17 protein-coding genes are annotated in these 18771 nt (G+C 62.7%); 10 read left to right on the forward strand and 7 right to left on the reverse strand.

Going from position 1 to position 18771, the window contains the following annotated elements; genetic code table 11:
- Window positions 1-2: 2 nt before the first annotated feature.
- Window positions 3-815, forward strand: coding sequence for a transglutaminase-like domain-containing protein (locus tag CQ14_RS13840; RefSeq protein ID WP_057858422.1), 813 nt, complete (start codon window positions 3-5; stop codon window positions 813-815).
- Window positions 816-945: 130 nt separating this feature from the next.
- Window positions 946-1344: a gamma-glutamylcyclotransferase family protein gene (locus CQ14_RS13845; protein WP_057858423.1), complete on the forward strand. Its 399-nt coding sequence runs from the start codon at window positions 946-948 to the stop codon at window positions 1342-1344.
- A gap of 170 nt (window positions 1345-1514) precedes the next feature.
- Here the strand turns inward: CQ14_RS13845 and CQ14_RS13850 are convergent, their stop codons facing one another.
- Window positions 1515-2081 (reverse strand): chlorite dismutase family protein, encoded by a 567-nt coding sequence (locus CQ14_RS13850; protein WP_057858536.1) that lies wholly within the window; start codon window positions 2079-2081, stop codon window positions 1515-1517.
- Between the two features lie 252 nt (window positions 2082-2333).
- Between CQ14_RS13850 and dnaG the strand changes: the two genes are divergently transcribed.
- Together dnaG and rpoD are read left to right on the forward strand one after the other, a co-directional pair.
- Window positions 2334-4334 (forward strand): DNA primase, encoded by a 2001-nt coding sequence (gene dnaG, locus CQ14_RS13855; RefSeq protein WP_057858424.1) that lies wholly within the window; start codon window positions 2334-2336, stop codon window positions 4332-4334.
- Window positions 4335-4675: 341 nt separating this feature from the next.
- Window positions 4676-6784 (forward strand): RNA polymerase sigma factor RpoD, encoded by a 2109-nt coding sequence (rpoD, locus tag CQ14_RS13860; protein ID WP_057858425.1) that lies wholly within the window; start codon window positions 4676-4678, stop codon window positions 6782-6784.
- 175 nt (window positions 6785-6959) lie between these two features.
- On the opposite strand, the gene CQ14_RS13865 is transcribed toward rpoD, so the two are convergent.
- Complete coding sequence (locus CQ14_RS13865; protein ID WP_057858426.1) at window positions 6960-7196, reverse strand: hypothetical protein; 237 nt, start codon at window positions 7194-7196, stop codon at window positions 6960-6962.
- A gap of 162 nt (window positions 7197-7358) precedes the next feature.
- Here CQ14_RS13865 and CQ14_RS13870 point away from each other — a divergent pair, with 162 nt between their 5' ends.
- From CQ14_RS13870 to CQ14_RS13885, 4 genes are all read left to right on the forward strand, one after another.
- Entirely contained in the window at window positions 7359-7739 is a 381-nt protein-coding gene (locus CQ14_RS13870; protein ID WP_057858427.1) for a thiol-disulfide oxidoreductase DCC family protein, read from the forward strand.
- Window positions 7739-9085: an MFS transporter gene (locus CQ14_RS13875; RefSeq protein ID WP_057858428.1), complete on the forward strand. Its 1347-nt coding sequence runs from the start codon at window positions 7739-7741 to the stop codon at window positions 9083-9085. The genes CQ14_RS13870 and CQ14_RS13875 overlap by 1 nt, the downstream gene beginning before the upstream one ends.
- 75 nt (window positions 9086-9160) lie before the next feature.
- Window positions 9161-10132: a DUF817 domain-containing protein gene (locus CQ14_RS13880; RefSeq protein WP_245320334.1), complete on the forward strand. Its 972-nt coding sequence runs from the start codon at window positions 9161-9163 to the stop codon at window positions 10130-10132.
- Window positions 10133-10377: 245 nt separating this feature from the next.
- Window positions 10378-10686, forward strand: a complete 309-nt coding sequence (locus CQ14_RS13885) for a hypothetical protein (protein WP_156434957.1) — start codon at window positions 10378-10380, stop codon at window positions 10684-10686.
- A gap of 71 nt (window positions 10687-10757) precedes the next feature.
- Here the strand turns inward: CQ14_RS13885 and CQ14_RS13890 are convergent, their stop codons facing one another.
- Together CQ14_RS13890 and CQ14_RS13895 are read right to left on the reverse strand one after the other, a co-directional pair.
- Window positions 10758-12341, reverse strand: coding sequence for a glycosyl hydrolase family 79 N-terminal domain-containing protein (locus CQ14_RS13890; protein WP_245320335.1), 1584 nt, complete (start codon window positions 12339-12341; stop codon window positions 10758-10760).
- Window positions 12342-12383: 42 nt separating this feature from the next.
- A complete protein-coding gene (locus tag CQ14_RS13895; protein ID WP_057858431.1) occupies window positions 12384-13328 on the reverse strand; it encodes an OmpA family protein in 945 nt (314 codons plus the stop codon).
- A gap of 258 nt (window positions 13329-13586) precedes the next feature.
- On the opposite strand from CQ14_RS13895, the gene CQ14_RS13900 reads away from it, so the two are divergent.
- Entirely contained in the window at window positions 13587-14339 is a 753-nt protein-coding gene (locus CQ14_RS13900; RefSeq protein WP_245320344.1) for a lytic murein transglycosylase, read from the forward strand.
- Window positions 14340-14391: 52 nt separating this feature from the next.
- Here CQ14_RS13900 and CQ14_RS13905 read toward each other — a convergent pair whose 3' ends face one another.
- Genes CQ14_RS13905 through CQ14_RS43560 form a run of 3 tightly spaced genes read right to left on the reverse strand, consistent with a single transcriptional unit; the run spans window position 14392 to window position 17754 of the window.
- Window positions 14392-16236: an antitoxin Xre/MbcA/ParS toxin-binding domain-containing protein gene (locus tag CQ14_RS13905; RefSeq protein WP_199805526.1), complete on the reverse strand. Its 1845-nt coding sequence runs from the start codon at window positions 16234-16236 to the stop codon at window positions 14392-14394.
- A gap of 19 nt (window positions 16237-16255) precedes the next feature.
- Window positions 16256-17407 (reverse strand): cyclophane-forming radical SAM/SPASM peptide maturase GrrM/OscB, encoded by a 1152-nt coding sequence (gene grrM / locus CQ14_RS13910; RefSeq protein ID WP_199805527.1) that lies wholly within the window; start codon window positions 17405-17407, stop codon window positions 16256-16258.
- A gap of 11 nt (window positions 17408-17418) precedes the next feature.
- Window positions 17419-17754, reverse strand: a complete 336-nt coding sequence (locus CQ14_RS43560; protein ID WP_156434959.1) for a hypothetical protein — start codon at window positions 17752-17754, stop codon at window positions 17419-17421.
- Between the two features lie 140 nt (window positions 17755-17894).
- On the opposite strand from CQ14_RS43560, the gene CQ14_RS13915 reads away from it, so the two are divergent.
- Window positions 17895-18716: a lytic murein transglycosylase gene (locus CQ14_RS13915; protein WP_057858435.1), complete on the forward strand. Its 822-nt coding sequence runs from the start codon at window positions 17895-17897 to the stop codon at window positions 18714-18716.
- The last annotated feature ends 55 nt before the right edge of the window (window positions 18717-18771 follow it).

Here is an 18771-nt window from a genome sequence, read left to right on the forward strand (position 1 = left end):
CCATGGAGATCAAGGTCGGCTTCGAGATTTCCTATGCGGCCGCGCAGCCGACGCCGATGGTGGTCATGCTCTCGATTCATCCGTCGCGCTTTGCCGACATCGTCGGCACCGAGCGCATCGTCGCCGAGCCCGATGTGCCGATCGGCTTCTACCGCGACAGTTTTGGCAATGTCTGCGGCCGCCTCACAGCTCCCGCTGGCGGCGTCACGCTGCGCGGCGAGGCGCTGGTGCGCGATTCCGGTCTGCCCGATGCGGTAGTGCCGACCGCGCAGCAGGTGCCGATCGATCAATTGCCCGATGATGTGCTGCTCTATCTGATGCCGAGCCGCTATTGCGAGACCGACAAGCTGACCGACATCGCCTGGTCGCTGTTCGGAAATTCGCCGACCGGGTGGCAGCGGGTGCAGGCGATCGTCGACTTCGTGCACAACCACGTCACCTTCGGTTACGAGCATGCCCACCACATGAAGTCGGCGCATGACGTCTACGAGCAGGGCGCCGGCGTGTGCCGCGATTTCGCGCATCTGGCGCTGACCTTCTGCCGCTGCATGAACATCCCGGCGCGCTATTGCACCGGCTATCTCGGCGACATCGGTGTGCCCCGCAACCCCGCGCCGATGGATTTCTCCGGCTGGTTCCAGGTCTATCTCTCCGGCCAGTGGTACACCTTCGACGCCCGCCACAACGTCCCCCGCATCGGCCGCGTCCTGATGGGCACCGGCCGCGATGCCGCCGACGTCGCGCTGACCACGAGCTTCGGCCGGATGGATCTGGTGAAGTTTTTCGTCGTCAGCGACGAGGTGGTGGCGGCTTGAGGCCTGGCTCCGTCATTGCGAGCGAAGCGAACCAATCCATTGCTCCGCGAGTCGGAAAGGAAGTATGGATTGCTTCGTCGCTTCAGCGCAAAATTGCTTTGCAATTTTGTCGCGANCAAGTGCATACCACATGATTTCAGATTGTCTCTTCGTCTACGGCACGCTGATGCGCGGTTTCGACCATCCGATGGCGCAGCTCCTGTCGCGCAGCGCGGATTTCTTGGGCACCGCCACCTGCCGCGGCCGGCTCTATCGCATCAAGCATTATCCGGGGCTGGTGCTGTCGGACGATCCTGCCGACATCGTGTTCGGCGAATTGTACCGCCTGCGCGACCGCGATGCCTTGCTCGGCGAACTCGACATGTATGAAGCCTGCGGCGAGGGCTTTCCGGAGCCGACCGAATACATCCGCCGCATGCTGCCGCTGTCGCTCGAAGACGGCGCCGCGGGTGAGGCATGGACCTACATCTACAACTGGCCCGTCACCGGCCTGCCGCTGATCGCCTCGGGGAAGTTTCTGGGGGATTAGTTCTACTGTGTCACACCCGTTCAAACCCTCATCCTGAGGAGCCCGCAAAAGCGGGCGTCTCGAAGGATGTAGGCCACAGGCGGGGCCTCACGGTTCTCCGAGCGATGCGAAGCATCGTCCGGAGACGCGCTTCGCGCTCCTCACCATGAGGGACTTATGACGCAGTAGGATCAACCCGCATCCAGCCGTTCGCGCTCCATCCTGATATCGATCTCGCGATCGACATATTTCCATTCCTCGGTGGCGCGCAGGGTGCGGACCAGTTCCTCGAATTGGTCCGCATGCGCCGGGGCGTATTCGAACCAGGTCAGGAAGTCGAAGGGCTCGTCGAGATCGCGGCTGTGAAAGAGCTGGCGGGCGATATCAGGCAGGTATTTCAGGCTGCCTGCGATGTGTCGGGATTTGTCCTCAAAAATCTGCCGCCGCTCCTCCTGCGTCAGCTCCCACCACGCCGCCGATTTCTTGATCGGGATCAGCGCGGCATAGGTCGCCTCGGGGCGGCCGATCTCGGCCCGCACGGCATCGAGCTCTGTCTTCTCGGCACGCTCGGTATAGCGCAGATGGCTGGCGACGCCGGCGAGCCGCCAGGCGGTCGGCGAGGGCATGATCGGCAGCGTGATCGAAAGCGAATGCACGACGGACACCGAAGGCGTCGGCGCCAACGACGCTCCCTTGACGGATGCGAACCGCGTCACCCGCCACGCCCCGCTCCTGCCGCCCCGGAAGATCGTGAACATGAACGGGATGGAAGCGCGGAACGGGCAGGGATTCAAGCCGACTCGGCCCCACATTCGCCGTCATGTCCGGACCGGACCCGGGCATCCACGTCTTTCTTAATTCTGGCAGGCCATGACGGCGAGGGACTGTGCCCACTTCCGTCCTGTGAATAGCGGCGAGAAGCCTGATAAACATCGCTTTCGGGGCCCGCCTCCCTATATCCATGCTCGATTGGCAATCGCCCAGGAATGGCCCAGGCAAAAGCTTAACTTATGCGCTTCACCCCCCAATTCCTCGAAGAGCTGCGCGCCCGGCTACCGGTTTCGGAAGTCGTGGGCCGGCGCGTGAAGCTGAAGAAGGCGGGAAGGGAGTTCAAGGGGCTGTCGCCGTTCCAGCAGGAGAAGACGCCCTCGTTCACGGTCAACGACCAGAAGCAGTTTTACCACGACTTCTCGACCGGCAAGCACGGCAACATCTTCGACTTCGTCATGGAGACGGAAGGCGTTTCCTTCCCCGAGGCCGTCGAACGCCTCGCTTCCATGGCCGGCCTGCCCCTGCCGGCGGCGACCCCGGACGCCGCGCGTCATGAGCAGCGCCGCAAGACGTTGCACGACGTGATGGAACTCGCAGCCAAATTCTTTGCCGATACGCTCGCCTCCCGCAACGGCGCCAAGGCCCGCGGCTATCTCGGCGACCGCGCCATTACGCCGGGGACGCAACTGCAATTCCGCCTGGGTTACGCGCCGGCGGATCGCTTTGCGCTGAAGGAGCATCTGGGCGCGCAGGGCATTTCCACCGAGGACATGGTGGAAGCCGGGCTCTTGGTCGGCGGTGACGACATCCCCGTTCCCTACGATCGCTTCCGCGACCGAGTGATGTTTCCGATCACCGATGCCAGAGGCCGCGTCATCGCCTTCGGCGGCCGCGCGCTGGAGAAGGACGTTCCGGCAAAATACCTGAACTCGCCGGAGACACCGCTCTTCCACAAGGGCGACAATCTCTACAACCTCGCTACCGCGCGGCAGGCAACCCATAACGGCGCGCCGCTGATCGTGGTTGAAGGCTATGTCGACGTCATCGCCATGGTCACTGCGGGTTTCGGCGGCGCCGTCGCCCCGCTCGGCACCGCCTTGACCGAAAACCAGCTCGCGTTGTTGTGGCGGATGGCGGACGAGCCGATCCTCTGCTTCGACGGCGACCGCGCGGGGCAGAAGGCCGCCTACCGCGCCGCCGACCTCGCAATGCCCAATCTCGCCCCCGGCAAGAGCCTGCGCTTTGCGCTACTCCCCGAGGGGCAGGACCCTGACGATCTCGCCCGCACCGGCGGACGTGTTGCGATCGAAGAGGTGATTTCTGCGGCGCGCCCGCTCGCCGACATGATTTGGTCGCGCGAGATCGAGGGCGGGACGTTCGCGACGCCGGAACGGCGCGCCGCGCTGGAAGCGCGCATCAACGAACTCAGTAACGGCATCCGCGACGAGGTCGTGCGCCGCTACTATCGCCAGGATCTCGCCGAGCGCCTGCAGCGCACCTTCGCCCCGCAGGGCGGGGGCGGCGGCTACGGAAGGGGTAATTTCCGGTCCGGCCGCAGCGAATCACCCCGCGCGTTTGCCCCGCGCGGAGCGGCTCCGGCCGGCCGATTCGCCCCCCGCGGCGGCCGCCCCGGGGCAGCCCCGGGGATCGCGCCCGGCCCCTACCAGGCGGCCAGCCCCCAGTTGGCGACCAGCCCGATCATGCGGGGACAGCGCAGCGCGATGTCCCGCCGCGAGGCCCTGATCCTGCAATCCCTGATTAACCACCCCTGGCTGTTGCACGATCATCTGGAGGAGGTGGCCGCCCTGGAACTGGCCCATCCCGAGGCCAACAAGCTCCGCGCCGGTATTATCGCAGCCTTTGCCAACGACCATCACCATTCTCCTGACGTCGAGGAGCAGGCCGAGAAAATGCGCGCCGATCTCGATGCGCGTGGATTAAGCGAGGTTCTTCAACGGGTTGAGCGGGCGATCACGACCGCGGCGGTGTGGGCCGCAAGGCCCGGCGCGGCTCGCGAAGATGTTTTGGCAACCTGGCAGCAACTGGTTGTCTTGCATCAGAAAACACATGCCCTACTTAGGGAGAAGAAAGATGCCGAATTGGCACTGGCTGAGGAGACCAGCGAGGCCAATCTGGCATGGCTGAAGGACGTCAGCGCCCGGCTGGACTCCCTCGACGGCACCGAGGCCCTGATCGAGGGTTTTGGGGAGCTTTCGGGCCGGTTCCGTAAAAGCGTTTGACGTTTAAAAAATGATGCGGACTGCCTCGGCCTGGCCCGCGAAAAGACTCGCCAAATCCATGATTTGGCGGCAAAAACAGGGTTAAGCGAAGCTTAAGGGCCTTCGGGCTACGAAAGACAGAAACCGACGAATTGGAATTCGGGGTGGCGACGGTCTGCGCCGCCCTTTGCGCGTCGTAACCATGGTGCGGAAAAGCGGGTGCCGCTTTGCTCTCGTCATGCGAAGGCGAATGAACAGAACGAAGTGACGATCGCACGACGTCACCTCGAACGAATGAGTGAACAAACTTGCGGGCCGGTGCGACGCACGCCCGCATGAAGCGCGTTTCGGGAGCTTGATGAATGGCCACCAAGGCAAAGACGCTGCAGGTTAAGGACAAGGAAAAAGACGACAAGGCAGCGGACGCCCCTGAGAAGGACAGCCCCGACGCACCGTCGCCGTTGCTCGACCTCTCGGATGCCGCGGTCAAGAAGATGATCAAGCAGGCCAAGAAGCGTGGCTTCGTGACCTTCGATCAGCTCAACGAAGTCTTGCCTTCCGACACCACCTCGCCCGAACAGATCGAAGACATCATGTCGATGCTGTCTGACATGGGCATCAACGTCTCCGAGGCCGAGGAAGCCGACGAGGAGGCCGAAAAGGAAGAGGCCGACGACGACACCGACAACGAGCTTGTCGAGGTCACCGCCAAGGCCGTCACCGAGGTCAAGAAGTCCGAGCCCGGCGAGCGCACCGACGATCCCGTCCGCATGTATCTGCGCGAGATGGGCACGGTGGAGCTTCTGTCGCGCGAAGGCGAAATCGCGATTGCCAAGCGCATCGAGGCCGGCCGCGAGGCGATGATCGCGGGCCTCTGCGAGAGCCCGCTGACCTTCCAGGCCATCATCATCTGGCGCGATGAACTGAACGAAGGAAAGATCTTCCTTCGCGACATCATCGATCTCGAAGCCACCTATGCCGGCCCCGACGCCAAGAACAACATGAACCCGGCGATGATCGCCGCTCCCGCCGAAGGCGCTGCCACCAATGGCGAGGCCGCGCCCGCGCATGTCGCGCCGCCGGCTGCTCCGCCGTCGCCGACTCCGTTTCGCACCGCCCCCGCGGGCGATGCCGACGCCGAGGAGAAGGATCCGGCCGAAGCTGCCGCCGAAGGCGACATGGATGACGACGAGTTCGAAAACCAGATGTCGCTGGCGGCCATCGAGGCCGAGCTGAAGCCGAAGGTGGTCGAGACCTTCGACAAGATCGCCTCCGAGTACAAGAAGCTGCGGCGTCTTCAAGAACAGGATATCGCCAACCAGCTTCAGAGCGAGTCGCTCTCGCCCTCGCAGGAGCGCAAGTACAAGAAGCTGAAGGACGAGATCATCGTCGAGGTGAAGTCGCTGCGCCTGAACCAGGCCCGCATCGACTCGCTCGTCGAGCAGCTCTACGACATCAACAAGAAGCTGGTCTCGTTCGAAGGCCGCCTGCTGCGCCTCGGCGACAGCCACGGCGTCGCGCGTGAAGACTTCCTGCGCAACTATCAGGGCTCGGAGCTCGATCCGCGCTGGCTCAACCGTGTCTCGAAGCTCTCCGCCAAAGGCTGGAAGAACTTCGTCCATCACGAGAAGGACCGCATCAAGGAGCTGCGCCACGAGATCCAGTCGCTGGCGGCGCTCACCGGTCTTGAGATCGGCGAGTTCCGCAAGATCGTTCACGGCGTGCAGAAGGGCGAGCGCGAGGCGCGCCAGGCCAAGAAGGAAATGGTCGAGGCCAACCTGCGTCTCGTGATCTCGATCGCCAAGAAGTACACCAACCGCGGCCTGCAGTTCCTCGACCTGATCCAGGAAGGCAACATCGGCCTGATGAAGGCGGTCGATAAGTTCGAGTATCGCCGCGGCTACAAGTTCTCGACCTACGCGACATGGTGGATCCGGCAGGCGATCACGCGCTCGATCGCCGACCAGGCCCGCACCATCCGCATCCCCGTGCACATGATCGAGACGATCAACAAGATCGTGCGCACCTCGCGCCAGATGCTCAACGAGATCGGCCGCGAGCCGACCCCGGAAGAGCTCGCCGAAAAGCTCGGCATGCCCCTGGAGAAGGTCCGCAAGGTCCTCAAGATCGCGAAAGAGCCGCTGTCGCTTGAAACCCCTGTTGGCGACGAGGAAGATTCTCACCTCGGCGATTTCATCGAGGACAAGAACGCGATCCTGCCGATCGACGCGGCGATCCAGTCCAACCTGCGCGAAACCACCACGCGCGTTCTGGCCTCGCTGACGCCGCGCGAAGAGCGCGTGCTGCGCATGCGCTTCGGCATCGGCATGAACACCGACCACACGCTGGAAGAAGTCGGCCAGCAGTTCAGCGTTACCCGCGAACGCATCCGCCAGATCGAAGCCAAGGCGCTGCGCAAGCTGAAGCATCCGTCAAGGAGCCGGAAGCTGCGGAGCTTCCTCGACAACTAGCTTGCGGGATGTCCATCCAAAAAGAAACGGCGGGCCGAGGCCCGCCGTTTTTGTTTTAAGTTCCGCTCTCGCTCCGTCATTGCGAGCGGAGCGAAGCAATCCATCGCGCCGCAAGCGGAGGCATGGATTGCTTCGTCGCTATCGCTCCTCGCAATGACGCGGATGGGCTGACGCCCTACTTCTTCTTCGCGCCCACCCGGCTGATGCTCTTGATCTCGAGCTGCGGCCGGCCGGATTTCTCGGCGATCTCGCGATCCTGCTCCATGATGTAGGTGCGCGCCGGTTCGTCACCGTCGAGCCCGCCGAGCAGTTCGGCAGGCACGCGGCGGTTGGAGCGCTGGGAGTCGTCTTCATAAACGACGTTGAAAAAGGCGAATTCGCCTTTGGGATTGGTTCCGGGTTTTTTGGCCATGGGCGGCCTTGTCCTCGATAGGATCGCCGCTGTCAAAGTAAATCACACGCGCCTCGCGCTGAGCTACCCTGCGCGAAGCGGGCGGACACAGCTCTTGCGAAGCGGAGCCACGCACGGGGCGTCTCGACGCGGAGCCGGCGGGCGACTACGCTTCGCACCGCCATGCCCGCTCGTCATCTCACCGTCTGGTACAACACGCGCTGCCCGGTCTGCGACGCCGGCATCGACTGGCAGCGCAACAAGCTGCTGGCGGCCGTCCGCGCCGGCGCCATCTCCTTCAAGGACATCAACGAGCAGACCGACGCGCTGGCATCCTACGGCGCGTCGCTCGACGACGTGCGCCGCCGCCTGCATGCGACGGATGAGACCGGCCGCCTGATCGTCGGCGCCGATGTCGCGATCGCGATCGGGCAGATAACGCCGGGCGAAGGCTGGTTGGCTGCGCTCGTCGGCAATCGCCTCATGCTGCCGCTGACGCGGTTTGCCTATGACAGGTTTGCCGACGTGCTGTTCGCCTGGAACAGGCGGAAGGGGCGGTGGTGATGCCGGCAGCCTCCGACACGAAGGGCGATCTCACATCGGTGCTGACAGCCTGCTGCCTGGCCATGCTGGCGGTGGGCGACAACAGCACGGCGATCATGGCGGCGCTCCCGGACATGAAAGCCAGCCTGCACCTTGGTCCGGCGGAGGTCGAATGGGTGGTCAACGCCTATCTCCTGACCGCCGCGGTCTTCATCGTCGTCGGTGGCGACGCGGCGGACCAGCTCGGGGCGCGACGGTCGTCGGTCGCCGGCATCGCCCTGTTCGCTCTTGCTTCTCTGCTTATAGCGCTTGCGCCGTCGGGCTTCGTGGTGGTCGGCGCGCGGGCGCTGCAGGGGCTCGGGGCCGCGTTTGCGGTAGCCGGTACGCTCGCGGCGGTGTCCGAAGCCGCGCCCGATTCAAGACGGGCGGAGGCGATCGGCGCCTGGACCGGTTTTCTGATGCTCGGCTTCAGCATCGGCCCGCTCGTCGGCGGGGCCGTGACGCATTACGCCGGTTGGCGCTTCATCTTCTGGCTGAACGTTATTGCCATGGTGCCGGCCGCGCTGATGCTGTCGCGGCATCCCGGCGCGGGCGGCCGGCGCGCGATGTCGATGGACTGGGCGGGGCTTGGCATTCTCGCCGTCTTCATGGTGACGCTGATATCGGGATTGCAGGCGCTGGCGCATGTCCGCGTCGATCCGCTCGCCGCCATCGTCCCGCTCGCGCTGGCCGTGATCGCATTCATCGCATTGCTCCGGACGGAGACACGGCGCCCTCAGCCGCTGGTTGATTTCGCCCTGTTCGCGAACCGCAATTTCGCGATCGCCGCTGGCCTGTTGTTTCTCGTGATGTTCGACATCATGACGCTGCTGCTCTACTACAACCTCTTTGCGCAATCTGCCGATGGGCTGGGCATGTCCGCCATCGCGGCCGGCCTTTCCCTGCTGCCGCTCTCGATTGCGCTGTTTGCGTTTGCGCGCGCGGCTCCCTCCATCGGAATGAGTATCGGCGTGCGGCGCATGCTGACCGGCGGATCGCTGCTGCTTGCGCTCGGCTGCGCCATCATCTTTCTATCGTTCCAGATCGAAGCGAGGTTCGCCGTTCTGATGCCGAGCCTGTTTGTCGCCGGTGTTGGAATCGCGCTCATCTACGCCTCTGCGCCGCGGCTCGGGCTTGCGACGCTGCCGCAACTGCAGGCGGGGAAGGGGTCGGGGATGCTCAATTCGTGCAGCTTTCTCGGCGGCACCGTCGGGGTGACCTTCGGCGGCATCGTATTCGCGTTCGCCGGATTCCCTGGCGTGCTCGTGCTGCTGGGAGTTTCGGCGCTGGCAAGCGCTGCGCTCTGCCTTCGGCTGAAGGCGGAATGAATCTGCGCTTTATCTGAGGGAAATCTGCAAATCTCCGCCCAGCTTTGATCGCGGTCATCAGCCACGCTCCGCGGCGTGCATCACCTCCCCAACCCAAGCGCCGCCGCCATCTGGCCACCGCTTCGCCGTTTCATCGCGGGCGAACACCGGCTCGGCCGCTTCATGGCGCGCCGCCGTTCGACATCCGCATGTTACGAATTCTTCCGCTTCGGCGTGAAGCAGGCCTGGGCCTGTCTGTTCGGCGGCATCGCGGTGTTCCTGATGATCGCCACCTGGCGCTTCTATCCGCAGGACGCGCCGCTTGCGCGCTATGACTTCCTGTTTCTCTGCATGATCGCCGTCCAGATCGCGCTGCTCGCCGGCCGGCTGGAAAGTCTGGAAGAAGCCAAGGTGATCCTGATCTATCACCTCGTCGGCACGGTGATGGAGCTGTTCAAGACCGAGGTCGGCTCCTGGATCTATCCGGAGCCGAACTTTTTCCGGATCGGCGGCGTGCCGCTGTTCTCCGGCTTCATGTATTCCTGCATCGGCAGTTATATCTGCCGCGCCTGGCGTCTGTTCGATTTCGAGTTCACCGCCCACCCGCGCCGCCTCGCGTTCGCCGCGCTCAGCGTCGCGATCTATGTCAACTTCTTCAGCCATCACTACATGCTCGACCTGCGCTGGCTGCTGTTCGCTCTCGCCGGCTGGCTGCTGTTCCGCACCCGCGTCTATTTCAGGGTCTGGCACGAGCACCGTTCGATGCCGCTGTTGCTCGGGCTCGTACTGGTCACGCTGTTCATCTGGCTTTCGGAAAACATCGGCACGTTCACGAAGATCTGGATCTATCCATCGCAGCGGCACGGCTGGTCGATGGTATCCGTCGACAAGATCGGCTCCTGGTTTCTGCTGCTGATCATCAGCTACACGCTGGTGAGCCTGATCAACAAGCCGCGGGAGAGGCGAGTTCGAAGCGGGCGCTTGAGCGCGCGATCGGTGGCGAGCGCCGCCTGGCGGGGTCCTGTCACCGACAATTTATGTCGATTCAAGGCGTTAAAGCCAAAGTAGCTGGCCTCGATGGCGGCGTCTGAAAATGCAGCCAAGGCGGGCCTCTGTTGATCTAGATCAAGAAAGGATTCTCGCGTCGCTTTGTCCTCTGTGCAGGACAGTGCTTCTTTTGCCGCGCTGGCAACTCGATTTCCGGTTCTGGTGCCACGCGGGTGTGCCATTCATGCCGCTTTATGTTTGCGAGCAGGGTAAGGCGGCTGTGGGACAGACAGGAGCAGCTGCTTTCGATCGAGCAGGAGGGCAACATGCCGCTTTCAATTTCGATGATCGCTTTAAGTTCTCAGCTCGTCGTTGCGGTAGCCGATCGGGTGCCGACGTTCGACATTAACCGAAGCTGCAAACTCGACGCTGCCGCCGCGACTGGCCTGACCCTTGATCAGTCGGTGAAGAGCTGCGTGGACGATGAGAACAGGGCGCGGCAGGAGCTCACGAGCCAATGGTCCAGTTTTCCCGCCGCGGGCAAGGCGAACTGCATCCCCCAGGAGAGCATTGGAGGCACGCCAAGTTACGTCAGCTTGCTGACGTGCCTGCAGATGGGGACGTGGGCTCGGTAGTTGCGGCCGGCAGGGAAGCCGTGCAGGGGGACGCGCAATGACGCCGGCCCGAGACGCTGTTCGGGAAAAATTCAATCGCATGCCGGATTTTTGGCGTCCTCGACCCTGAGGAAGGTAATTGTGGCCGGCGCGAGCTCAACCGTATCAGGTGGCGCTGTCACGCCGGCAAGCCGCGGAAGTTCGTCATTCGGGCCAAGCTCCAGGACCGTTCCATTCAGCTTCACGGCTTCGCTTTGCAGATCATCCGCCGACAGCGTGTAACGCTCGCTGGCCACGGGCAATCGCAACGCTGCGGCATTCGTCCTGCTGGTATTGATGGCAAGCAGCGTGACGGCCCCGCGCATGCCGCGCCCGCAATGCACGTAGAGATGCATCCCATCGCGCCTGCCGGCGTCGAGAACAGTTGGGCCCATCAGGGTGCGCCACAGCAGCGCCGCCCAATAGTTCGGCCGCGGGCGGAACGTCCCCTCGTCGAGCAGGCCGTAGTCGCTGGCAGCCAGCGTGTTGTGCGCAACCATTTGAACGCCGGCTCGGGCAAGCCGGCCGAGTTGATCGAGATACCGGAACGTATCGAGGAAAGTCGAAGCCCAGGGATTGCCACCGCAGGCCGCCTCGGCGGTCTCAGACAGCCACATCGGCTTGCCAGGCGCAAACTCGTCCCTGAGCGACTGGTAGAATGCGCGCGTCCGGTCGGTGCTCTCGAGCCAGTCTTCCGAAAGCGCAGCCTCCGGCGTGGTCTGGCCGGGAATGCCGGAGCATCGTTGCGAGAGCGCGCCGTAATGGTGATAGGAAAAAGCGTCGATGCCGGGTCCGGACGCCGCCAGCAAGTCTCGCGTGATGATGAAATCGGCGCTGGATTGTCTGGACGATTGCTGCGCCGTCTCGCCGATCGAACCGGGACCGAGAACGATCACGTCCGGTTCGCTTGCCTTGATGAACGCAACAAAGGCCTTGAAGTCCCGCCCGTAAGCCGCCGCGTCGTATCCCCCGGGTGCGCCGCCCATCGCGGCCAGTGTCGGCTCATTCATGAACTCGGCGGCGGCAATTTTGCCGCCGGCGGATCTGGTATAGGCGAACAGGCGGCGCGCCTGGTCGCTCTGCCACAGACCCGACGCGTCGCGGACGCCGGGGCTTGTGGCCATCGAGGTCACGATATCTGCGCTGACAGCGCGGGCAAAGTCGATGACACCCTTCCAGCGCTCGCGGCTCAGCACCGCGCGGAAACCGTCGGGCGGCGTCGAGGGCGCCTTGTCGCTATCGGCAAAGTATGTGGTGTTGGCCCAGGTGCCACTGACGCGCACGTAAGCCGGCGCAAGCGCCGCAGCCAATGTGCGCAGCCGCGGATTCGATAGGTCGATGGGCTCTCGATATTCGTAGAGGTCGGGATTGCCGCCCCTTGGCATGTTTGCGGCGTTGACGGCGCCGCGATCCGGTGGCGCCGAGGCACTTGCGCGATAAGGCTTCCAGAAGCGTCCCCCGGTCACCTCGACCATTTCTAAATTGTACGATTGAAAGCGCGCGTCGATGGTACCGAGGCGAGGCAATAGTGAAGGGTCTACGGAAAGCGTCGGCGCCTGCGCGGCTGCCCTCTCGCTTCCCGCAAACGCGGCGATCGCAATTCCCATTACGACCTTGAAGCCACTGGACCTGGTCATGGCCATTGTCCTTGGCAGCGGGCCTAAGCCCGCGCATTGAAGCTACGGTGCCACCAGCTCCACCCGCCGGTTCAGCGCGCGCCCGGCCTCGGTGGCATTGGAGCCGGCCGGGGCCAGCAGCCCGACACCCGCGGTGCGCAGCCGCGGCGCGCTGATGCCGTAGTTCTTCACCAGCTCGGCGGCGATCGCCTCGGCGCGGCGTCGCGACAGATCAAGATTGTAGGCGAATGGCCCCTGGCTGTCGGTGTGGCCGACGATGAAGACGCTGAGCCCGACCTGGGCGGTCAGCAGCTTCGCGATCTGCTCGAGGGTAGGGCGGCTTTCGGGCTTCACCTCGGCCCTGTCGGTATCGAAATAGATCCCGTAGAGCGCGATGCGGCCGGTCTCGCGGAGGCCCTTGGCCATCACAGCCGCGTCCACCATCTTGTTCTCGATCGCGACTGGCACGGCGATGACGAGCTGCGCGTAGATGTCGTGGTTGTTCTCGCTGACGATGAGGCTGACAAAAGTCTCGCGGCCGCCATCCACCTTGCGTCCGTAAAAATAGCGGTAGTTGAACCCGTCCACCCACATCTGCGGGATCGGCAGCGCGTCGACGGCTTCTGAGAAGGGAATGCCGCCGCAGGCGTCGACGTCGCAATTGAGCAGCGTTTCGAATCCAGCCTTGGCCAGTTGCGCTTCGAAATTGCGTGACACCTCCAAAATCGAGGGGCCGGGATTGGTGCGATAGGCGATGCGGGTGATGCGGCCTTCCAGCCGCCGCGCGTCAGTGGGCTGGCCGTCCTTGAACGCGGCCCCTTGCATCCGCGCCGCATCAAAATCCTTCACCTCGTATCCCGTGATGACGCTGCCGCCGAAACGGCCGATGCCGGGATAATCCTTCGCGCCGACCACGTCGCGCGTCTGCGCGGAAGCGTTCGTCGTCGCGCCAAGCGACAGGGCAACCAGCAGGAGGATCGGCCTGAACGGTGTGCGCGGCAAGCCCATGGGAAATCCATTGGTTCGAGGAACGGTCGAGGGAAGGGGCGGGACGAGGTATGACGTGTAAAGGTCGCGGCGGCAGTTCAACCGGTTCAAATTAGTCGCAATCATGGCCGTTTTCGGGGAGATTCTGTCCCCTGCGTTCCGCCGCACCCTCGAAGCGTGGCCAAGGACGTGCTAGAAGCCGATGCTTATTTGCAGCGCTCTCTCAGGAATGGCTTTTCCATGCTCCGCATCGCATTTGCTTTCAGCGCCACCCTGGCAATGTTCGCATGCTTCAACTCCCACGCCCACGCCGCCCAGTGCGGCAGCTCCGCCGGCGGCTACGAGGCCTGGAAACAGCAATTCGCCGGCGAGGCCCGCGCCAAGGGCATCGGCGCCTCGACCATCTCCGCGCTGATGGCGACCAACTACGCCCAGGCCACCATCAATGCCGACCGCGGCCAGCGCAGTTTCAATCTCTCGCTCGATGCGTTTCTGGCCAAGCGCGGGGCTACCACCATCGTCGCGAAGGGGCGGCAGCTCAAGCGCTCGCAGGGCGCGCTGTTCGCCTCTATCCAGGAGCGCTACGGCGTGCCGCCCGGGCCGCTGCTGGCGATCTGGGGCATGGAGACCGGCTTCGGCAGCCAGCGCGGCAATCAGAACATGCTCGCCTCGATCGCGACGCTCGCCTATGACTGCCGGCGCTCGGCCTATTTCACCGAGCACCTTTACGCGGCGCTGCAATTGATCGATCGCGGCGCGCTCTCGCCCAGCCAGCGCGGCTCGATGCATGGCGAGGTCGGGCAGACACAGTTCATGCCAAAGGCCATTCTGGCCTACGGCACCGGCAATCTCGAAAACTCGGCCAATGCGCTGATGTCGACCGCGGCCTTTTTGAAGGCGCATGGCTGGCGCGCCGGCGCGGGCTATCAGCCGGGCGAGCCGAACTTTGCCGCGATCCAGGCCTGGAATGCGGCGGGCGTCTATCAGAAGGCGATCGCGCTGATGGGCCGCCAGATCGACGGCGGAGAATAAGCTTGCAAATCCGGCCATGTCAGGCCGGCTGGCCTGACATGGCTTTGCACGCTCATCGCATCGCGCCGGCGACTCTCTGCCTCGTGCTGCTCACAAATACCGTGAGCTGCTGCAGTCCGTTGTCCTCGGCAAGCACATCCAGCGGGCGCTTGCCGTCGAGCCTTTCACTGCGTGCATTGAGCCATTCACTGAACTGCTGGATATCATAGAAATACTGGCGGACAGCGTTTCGCAGCACAGTGATCTTGTCCGGCATGTATGATTCCTGGGCATCCCAATGCCGCCGGATGCCTTTGGGCAACATGGCGCCAAGCACGAAGCCGAGCCCGCCATAGAGGACAATGAGAAACTCCCGGTATTCGATACTGACCTTTAACGTCAACTCGGCCGCAAGAATGGCTGCTATTGCCATCGCGGAGGCCTGCAGCCCGCCGGAAAATGCCTGCTCGAGGCGGGTGCCCGCGGGACGATCAAGCGTATAGGACGTCATGACGCCACAGATCGCCGGAACGGTCGCCCACGCCAATTGCGGGGAGAAATAATCCCAGAGCAACTGCGCCTGCGTGACCTTTGAATCGCCGTCGATTGTGGATAGCGCCGCGATGAGGTTGGGACTGTACAGTACGAGATTCAGGAGCAGAGACGTAATCCAGCACTTGGCGAAGATCTGCACATAGGCCTCCGCGCGGCCACTACCGGATTCGGCATAGTATGCATTTCGGCCGACGAGTTTCGCGCGCAAGGCGAGTGACTGACCGATTGCAAACATATGGACGACAAGGATCACCATCAGCAACTGCAGCATATTGGCTGTGGTGGTCGGAATTTGCGTCTGCGCGGTCTTGCCCAAAAACGTGTTGATCGCAAGCAGGCAGGCCACGACAACCACCAGCGCCGCAGCGCCGGTGGCCTTGAGGATCGGATCCCACGGGATTCTCTGCGCCGGCGGATAGGGAGAGACAAAGCCGGCGGCGCTCAAGCGATCGAAAGTCCGTCCGACGCCCCTCGCTGCGCTAACGGCGCCGGCGAATATGACGTAGAGCCATTCCAGATTCTTGATCAGGTCGCGCTGGATGGTGAGAACAGCCCGCCGTCTGTCCAGCGCCTCGGGCGCCGGCAGGTCGGACAAGCGTGCGTGAATCGCCAGCAACTGGGTGCCGACGTTCTGTATCTCGGCGCGGTATTTCCGGAATATTTCCAGGTCGAGATTGCCAGCCAGATCTTTCGTGTCGTCGAAATCGGCATCGCCTGCCATGGTCGCCGCACGGGCATACAGCAGCACCACCCGGTCGAACGTGGCGCAAGCGCTTTTCAGATCCGGAGCGGGCGACACCGGCCGGTCCAGGTCGATCGCATTCCATGCGTCGGCAAGCTTGTCCGGCTGCAAATCCATGTCGGAGAATCGCATGTAGTTCAGGAGCCGATCGATATTTTTCGGGATGTAGGCCATTCGGTGCGCGAAGCCGCGAATACTGATTTCGAAATCCAGGGCCTTCGGCAAATTGGGGTTGAGCCCCACGATGTAGAAAGCGACCAGAATCGGAAATGTCGGATAGTTCTGCAATGACGTATCGGCCGCCGGTGATGCCGTCGGCATTTCGCTCTGCGTGGCGGCTGCGGTGACTGCTTTCAGTATCTGAAAGAATGGTCCCGGCCCAATGATCGAGGTGGCCAGGAAGATCAACATCATCAGGCTGAAATAAATGGAGTAACCGGTCAGATACTCGCTCGGTGTGGTCTGATAGCGCAGAACGACGAATTTCCATGGGCAATTGTCGTCATTGCCGGCAATCGATTTTTCAAACTGATCCAGACAGAACTTGTGGATCACAAAAGTACCAACGATAAGGCACAATATAAATACCAGTAGGGCGTTGCCTGTCGGAATGGTCGGCAAATAAGCGTTCATGGCACCCTCACATCTTCAAAGACACCTCAAATTGATTGTCCCGTGCGTTCGCGAACTGCAGACACACGTCCACCCAGGCTTTCTTGGTGAATACGCAATAACTTGTTGCGGTCGCCCGCAGCGAACCTTTCTCGGATAGTTTATTGACCGGCGCACCGCCGCCGCAGTACTCGAAATACTCACACTCGCTGGCGCAACTCGCCACGCCGTCGCTGATTTCCCGATACGCCGAAATGAAGCGATCGTCGGAAAGGATGTCTCCCAGTTCCTTGCAGTGATGAACGTTGCCAAAGATGAATCGCTGCCGTTGCGGGACGTTCAGCGCCAACAGCTCGGGAGAAAAGGTGCTGATATCGCCGTTATACGCGATATTCAGCATGCGCAGCGGGATGACCTGGTCGTTGTCCTCGGGTACCCCCGCAATCAGGGATGCCATGGTGCGCTGAAAGTCTCGCAGCACAACCGGCCTGTCGCCCTGTTGCGCAGCCGCTCGCAGCACGTCGCCGATGAAGCGTTCAAAGGTCTCGCGAGTGCAGTCCTCGTAAAGCGAAGAATGCGTGTTCTGTGCTTCCAGCTCCTCGATGTTCAGTCCGATCGCTGTGGGGCCGAACCCCTGATAGTAGTCGATCAGTTCCGATCCGCGTGAAAGGGTCGGTGCTGTCACCACTCCGATGAAGTGAAACGGATATCCTCGTGCCTGCAATTTCGCGATTCCGGCGAGGGCGCGTTCGTGGCTGCCGGATCCGTTCCGGTATTTCCGGTTTCGGTCGTGCAGGTCGCGCGGCCCGTCAAGGCTGATCCCGACGGTGATGTTCCGCTGTTCGAACAGATCGATCCACGCATCGTCGATCAACGTTCCGTTGGTCTGAATCCCGTAGTGGACCGCGACGTCTTGCGGACGCTGCCGCTCGATGATCTCTATCGCTTGCTTATAGTAGGCCGGCGGCATCGTCAGGGGCTCGCCGGCATGCCAGACGATATCGAGCTCGTGCTTGAGCAGCGGACGGTCGAAGATCAGTCGTGCAACTTCCGCGACCGTTGCAAGCGTCATCGTGTGGCGAGGATTGGCGCGATCCGGCAAGTAACAATAGGCGCAATCGATGTTACAAAATCCCGTCGATTGCAGCACTACCAGACCAATGGGACCAGCCGCCAGCATTGGAGCCTCGCCTAACATCTCCCACGCATGCAATTATTGAAGTTGAAGAACTGGACAATGTTGTCGATCTTGCCGCTCGTCACATCATGACCGCCCGGCGAGGTCGCGCGAAGCTTTTCCCGCAATCGTTCAACACGAAGCGAAAGCTGCTCGGGGAACGGATTGGTTGATTCAGCAGCATCACGATAGACGCTGCCATCGGCCGAAACGGAAAGGCACAAAACCGCTCCAGAAGCGGTGACGGCCGCCAGTAGTCTTCGTCTCGATTTCATGGCAACCCCCAGCACGTTGAGGTTGCTTGACACGCTATCTCGGATTGCGCGCAGCGCGCAAGTGACGTATTTCACACTTGCGCATTTCCCTGTCGTCTTTTCTTGTCGCCGCTGACGTCGGTATCGGCTTACGTTTCGAGCATGGTGTCTCGAACACGGGCGATGCTACAGTTGAGTCGGGATCAAATCTGCTCCTCGGAAGGAAACTGTCTTATATGCCCATCGGCCGCATCACCTTCGCGCTCTGCGCTCCCGTCCTCGCCTTGCTGGTTTCTTCCATCCCGACCTACGCCGCCCGCTGCGGCGGCGATTTCAACACCTTCATGTCGGCGATGTCGCAGGAGGCGGCAGCCGCAGGCGTCTCGCAGGCGGTGATCAGCCAGGCCTTCGCCGGCATCACGCAGGATCCGGCGGTGCTCGCCTTCGACCGCCGCCAGCGTGGCACCTTCAACAAGTCGTTCGAGCAATATGTCGCGACCCGCGTCGGTCCCGGGCGCATCAACATCGGCCGGCAGATGCTGCTGCGGCACGGCTCGCTGCTGGCGCGCATCGAGCAGAAGTTTGGCGTGCCGCCGGAGATCGTGGTTGCGATCTGGGGGCTGGAGAGCGATTTCGGCAAGGGCGATGTCGGCAAGCTGCCGGTGATCCGCACGCTCGCCACCATGGCGCATGATTGCCGCCGCACCGAACTGTTCCAGGGCGAGCTGCTCGCCGCGCTCAAGATCGTGCAGCGCGGCGATCTGCCATTGCGCGACCTGATCGGCGCCTTCGCCGGCGAGATCGGCCAGACGCAATTTCTGCCGTCGTCCTACATCAAATACGGCGTCGATTTCGACGGCAACGGCCACGTCGATTTGCGCCACAGCGTGCCCGACGTGCTCGCCTCCACCGCGAATTTGCTGCATGTGTCGGGCTTCAAGGGCGGCGCGCCCTACGGCGAAGGCACCGCGAATTTCGAAGCGATGCGCGAGTGGAACAGGGCCACGATCTATCGCAAGACCATCGGGTATTTTGCGGACAGGCTGGCCGGGCGCTAGTCATCGCCGGTCAGGCAGCTTCGTAGGGTGGGTTAGCGAAGCGTAACCCAGCATC

The sequence above is a fragment of the Bradyrhizobium lablabi genome, assembly GCF_001440475.1.
Lineage (GTDB): Bacteria > Pseudomonadota > Alphaproteobacteria > Rhizobiales > Xanthobacteraceae > Bradyrhizobium > Bradyrhizobium lablabi.

Bases quoted from the DNA above. Each gene is read 5' to 3' on its own strand.
- CQ14_RS13840 (WP_057858422.1), top strand. From the start codon at position 3: ATGGAGATCAAGGTCGGCTTCGAGATTTCCTATGCGGCCGCGCAGCCG.
- CQ14_RS13845 (WP_057858423.1), top strand. From the start codon at position 946: ATGATTTCAGATTGTCTCTTCGTCTACGGCACGCTGATGCGCGGTTTC.
- CQ14_RS13850 (WP_057858536.1), bottom strand. From the start codon at position 2,081: ATGTTCACGATCTTCCGGGGCGGCAGGAGCGGGGCGTGGCGGGTGACG.
- dnaG (WP_057858424.1), top strand. From the start codon at position 2,334: ATGCGCTTCACCCCCCAATTCCTCGAAGAGCTGCGCGCCCGGCTACCG.
- rpoD (WP_057858425.1), top strand. From the start codon at position 4,676: ATGGCCACCAAGGCAAAGACGCTGCAGGTTAAGGACAAGGAAAAAGAC.
- CQ14_RS13865 (WP_057858426.1), bottom strand. From the start codon at position 7,196: ATGGCCAAAAAACCCGGAACCAATCCCAAAGGCGAATTCGCCTTTTTC.
- CQ14_RS13870 (WP_057858427.1), top strand. From the start codon at position 7,359: ATGCCCGCTCGTCATCTCACCGTCTGGTACAACACGCGCTGCCCGGTC.
- CQ14_RS13875 (WP_057858428.1), top strand. From the start codon at position 7,739: ATGCCGGCAGCCTCCGACACGAAGGGCGATCTCACATCGGTGCTGACA.
- CQ14_RS13885 (WP_156434957.1), top strand. From the start codon at position 10,378: ATGCCGCTTTCAATTTCGATGATCGCTTTAAGTTCTCAGCTCGTCGTT.
- CQ14_RS13890 (WP_245320335.1), bottom strand. From the start codon at position 12,341: ATGACCAGGTCCAGTGGCTTCAAGGTCGTAATGGGAATTGCGATCGCC.
- CQ14_RS13895 (WP_057858431.1), bottom strand. From the start codon at position 13,328: ATGGGCTTGCCGCGCACACCGTTCAGGCCGATCCTCCTGCTGGTTGCC.
- CQ14_RS13900 (WP_245320344.1), top strand. From the start codon at position 13,587: ATGTTCGCATGCTTCAACTCCCACGCCCACGCCGCCCAGTGCGGCAGC.
- grrM (WP_199805527.1), bottom strand. From the start codon at position 17,407: ATGCTGGCGGCTGGTCCCATTGGTCTGGTAGTGCTGCAATCGACGGGA.
- CQ14_RS13915 (WP_057858435.1), top strand. From the start codon at position 17,895: ATGCCCATCGGCCGCATCACCTTCGCGCTCTGCGCTCCCGTCCTCGCC.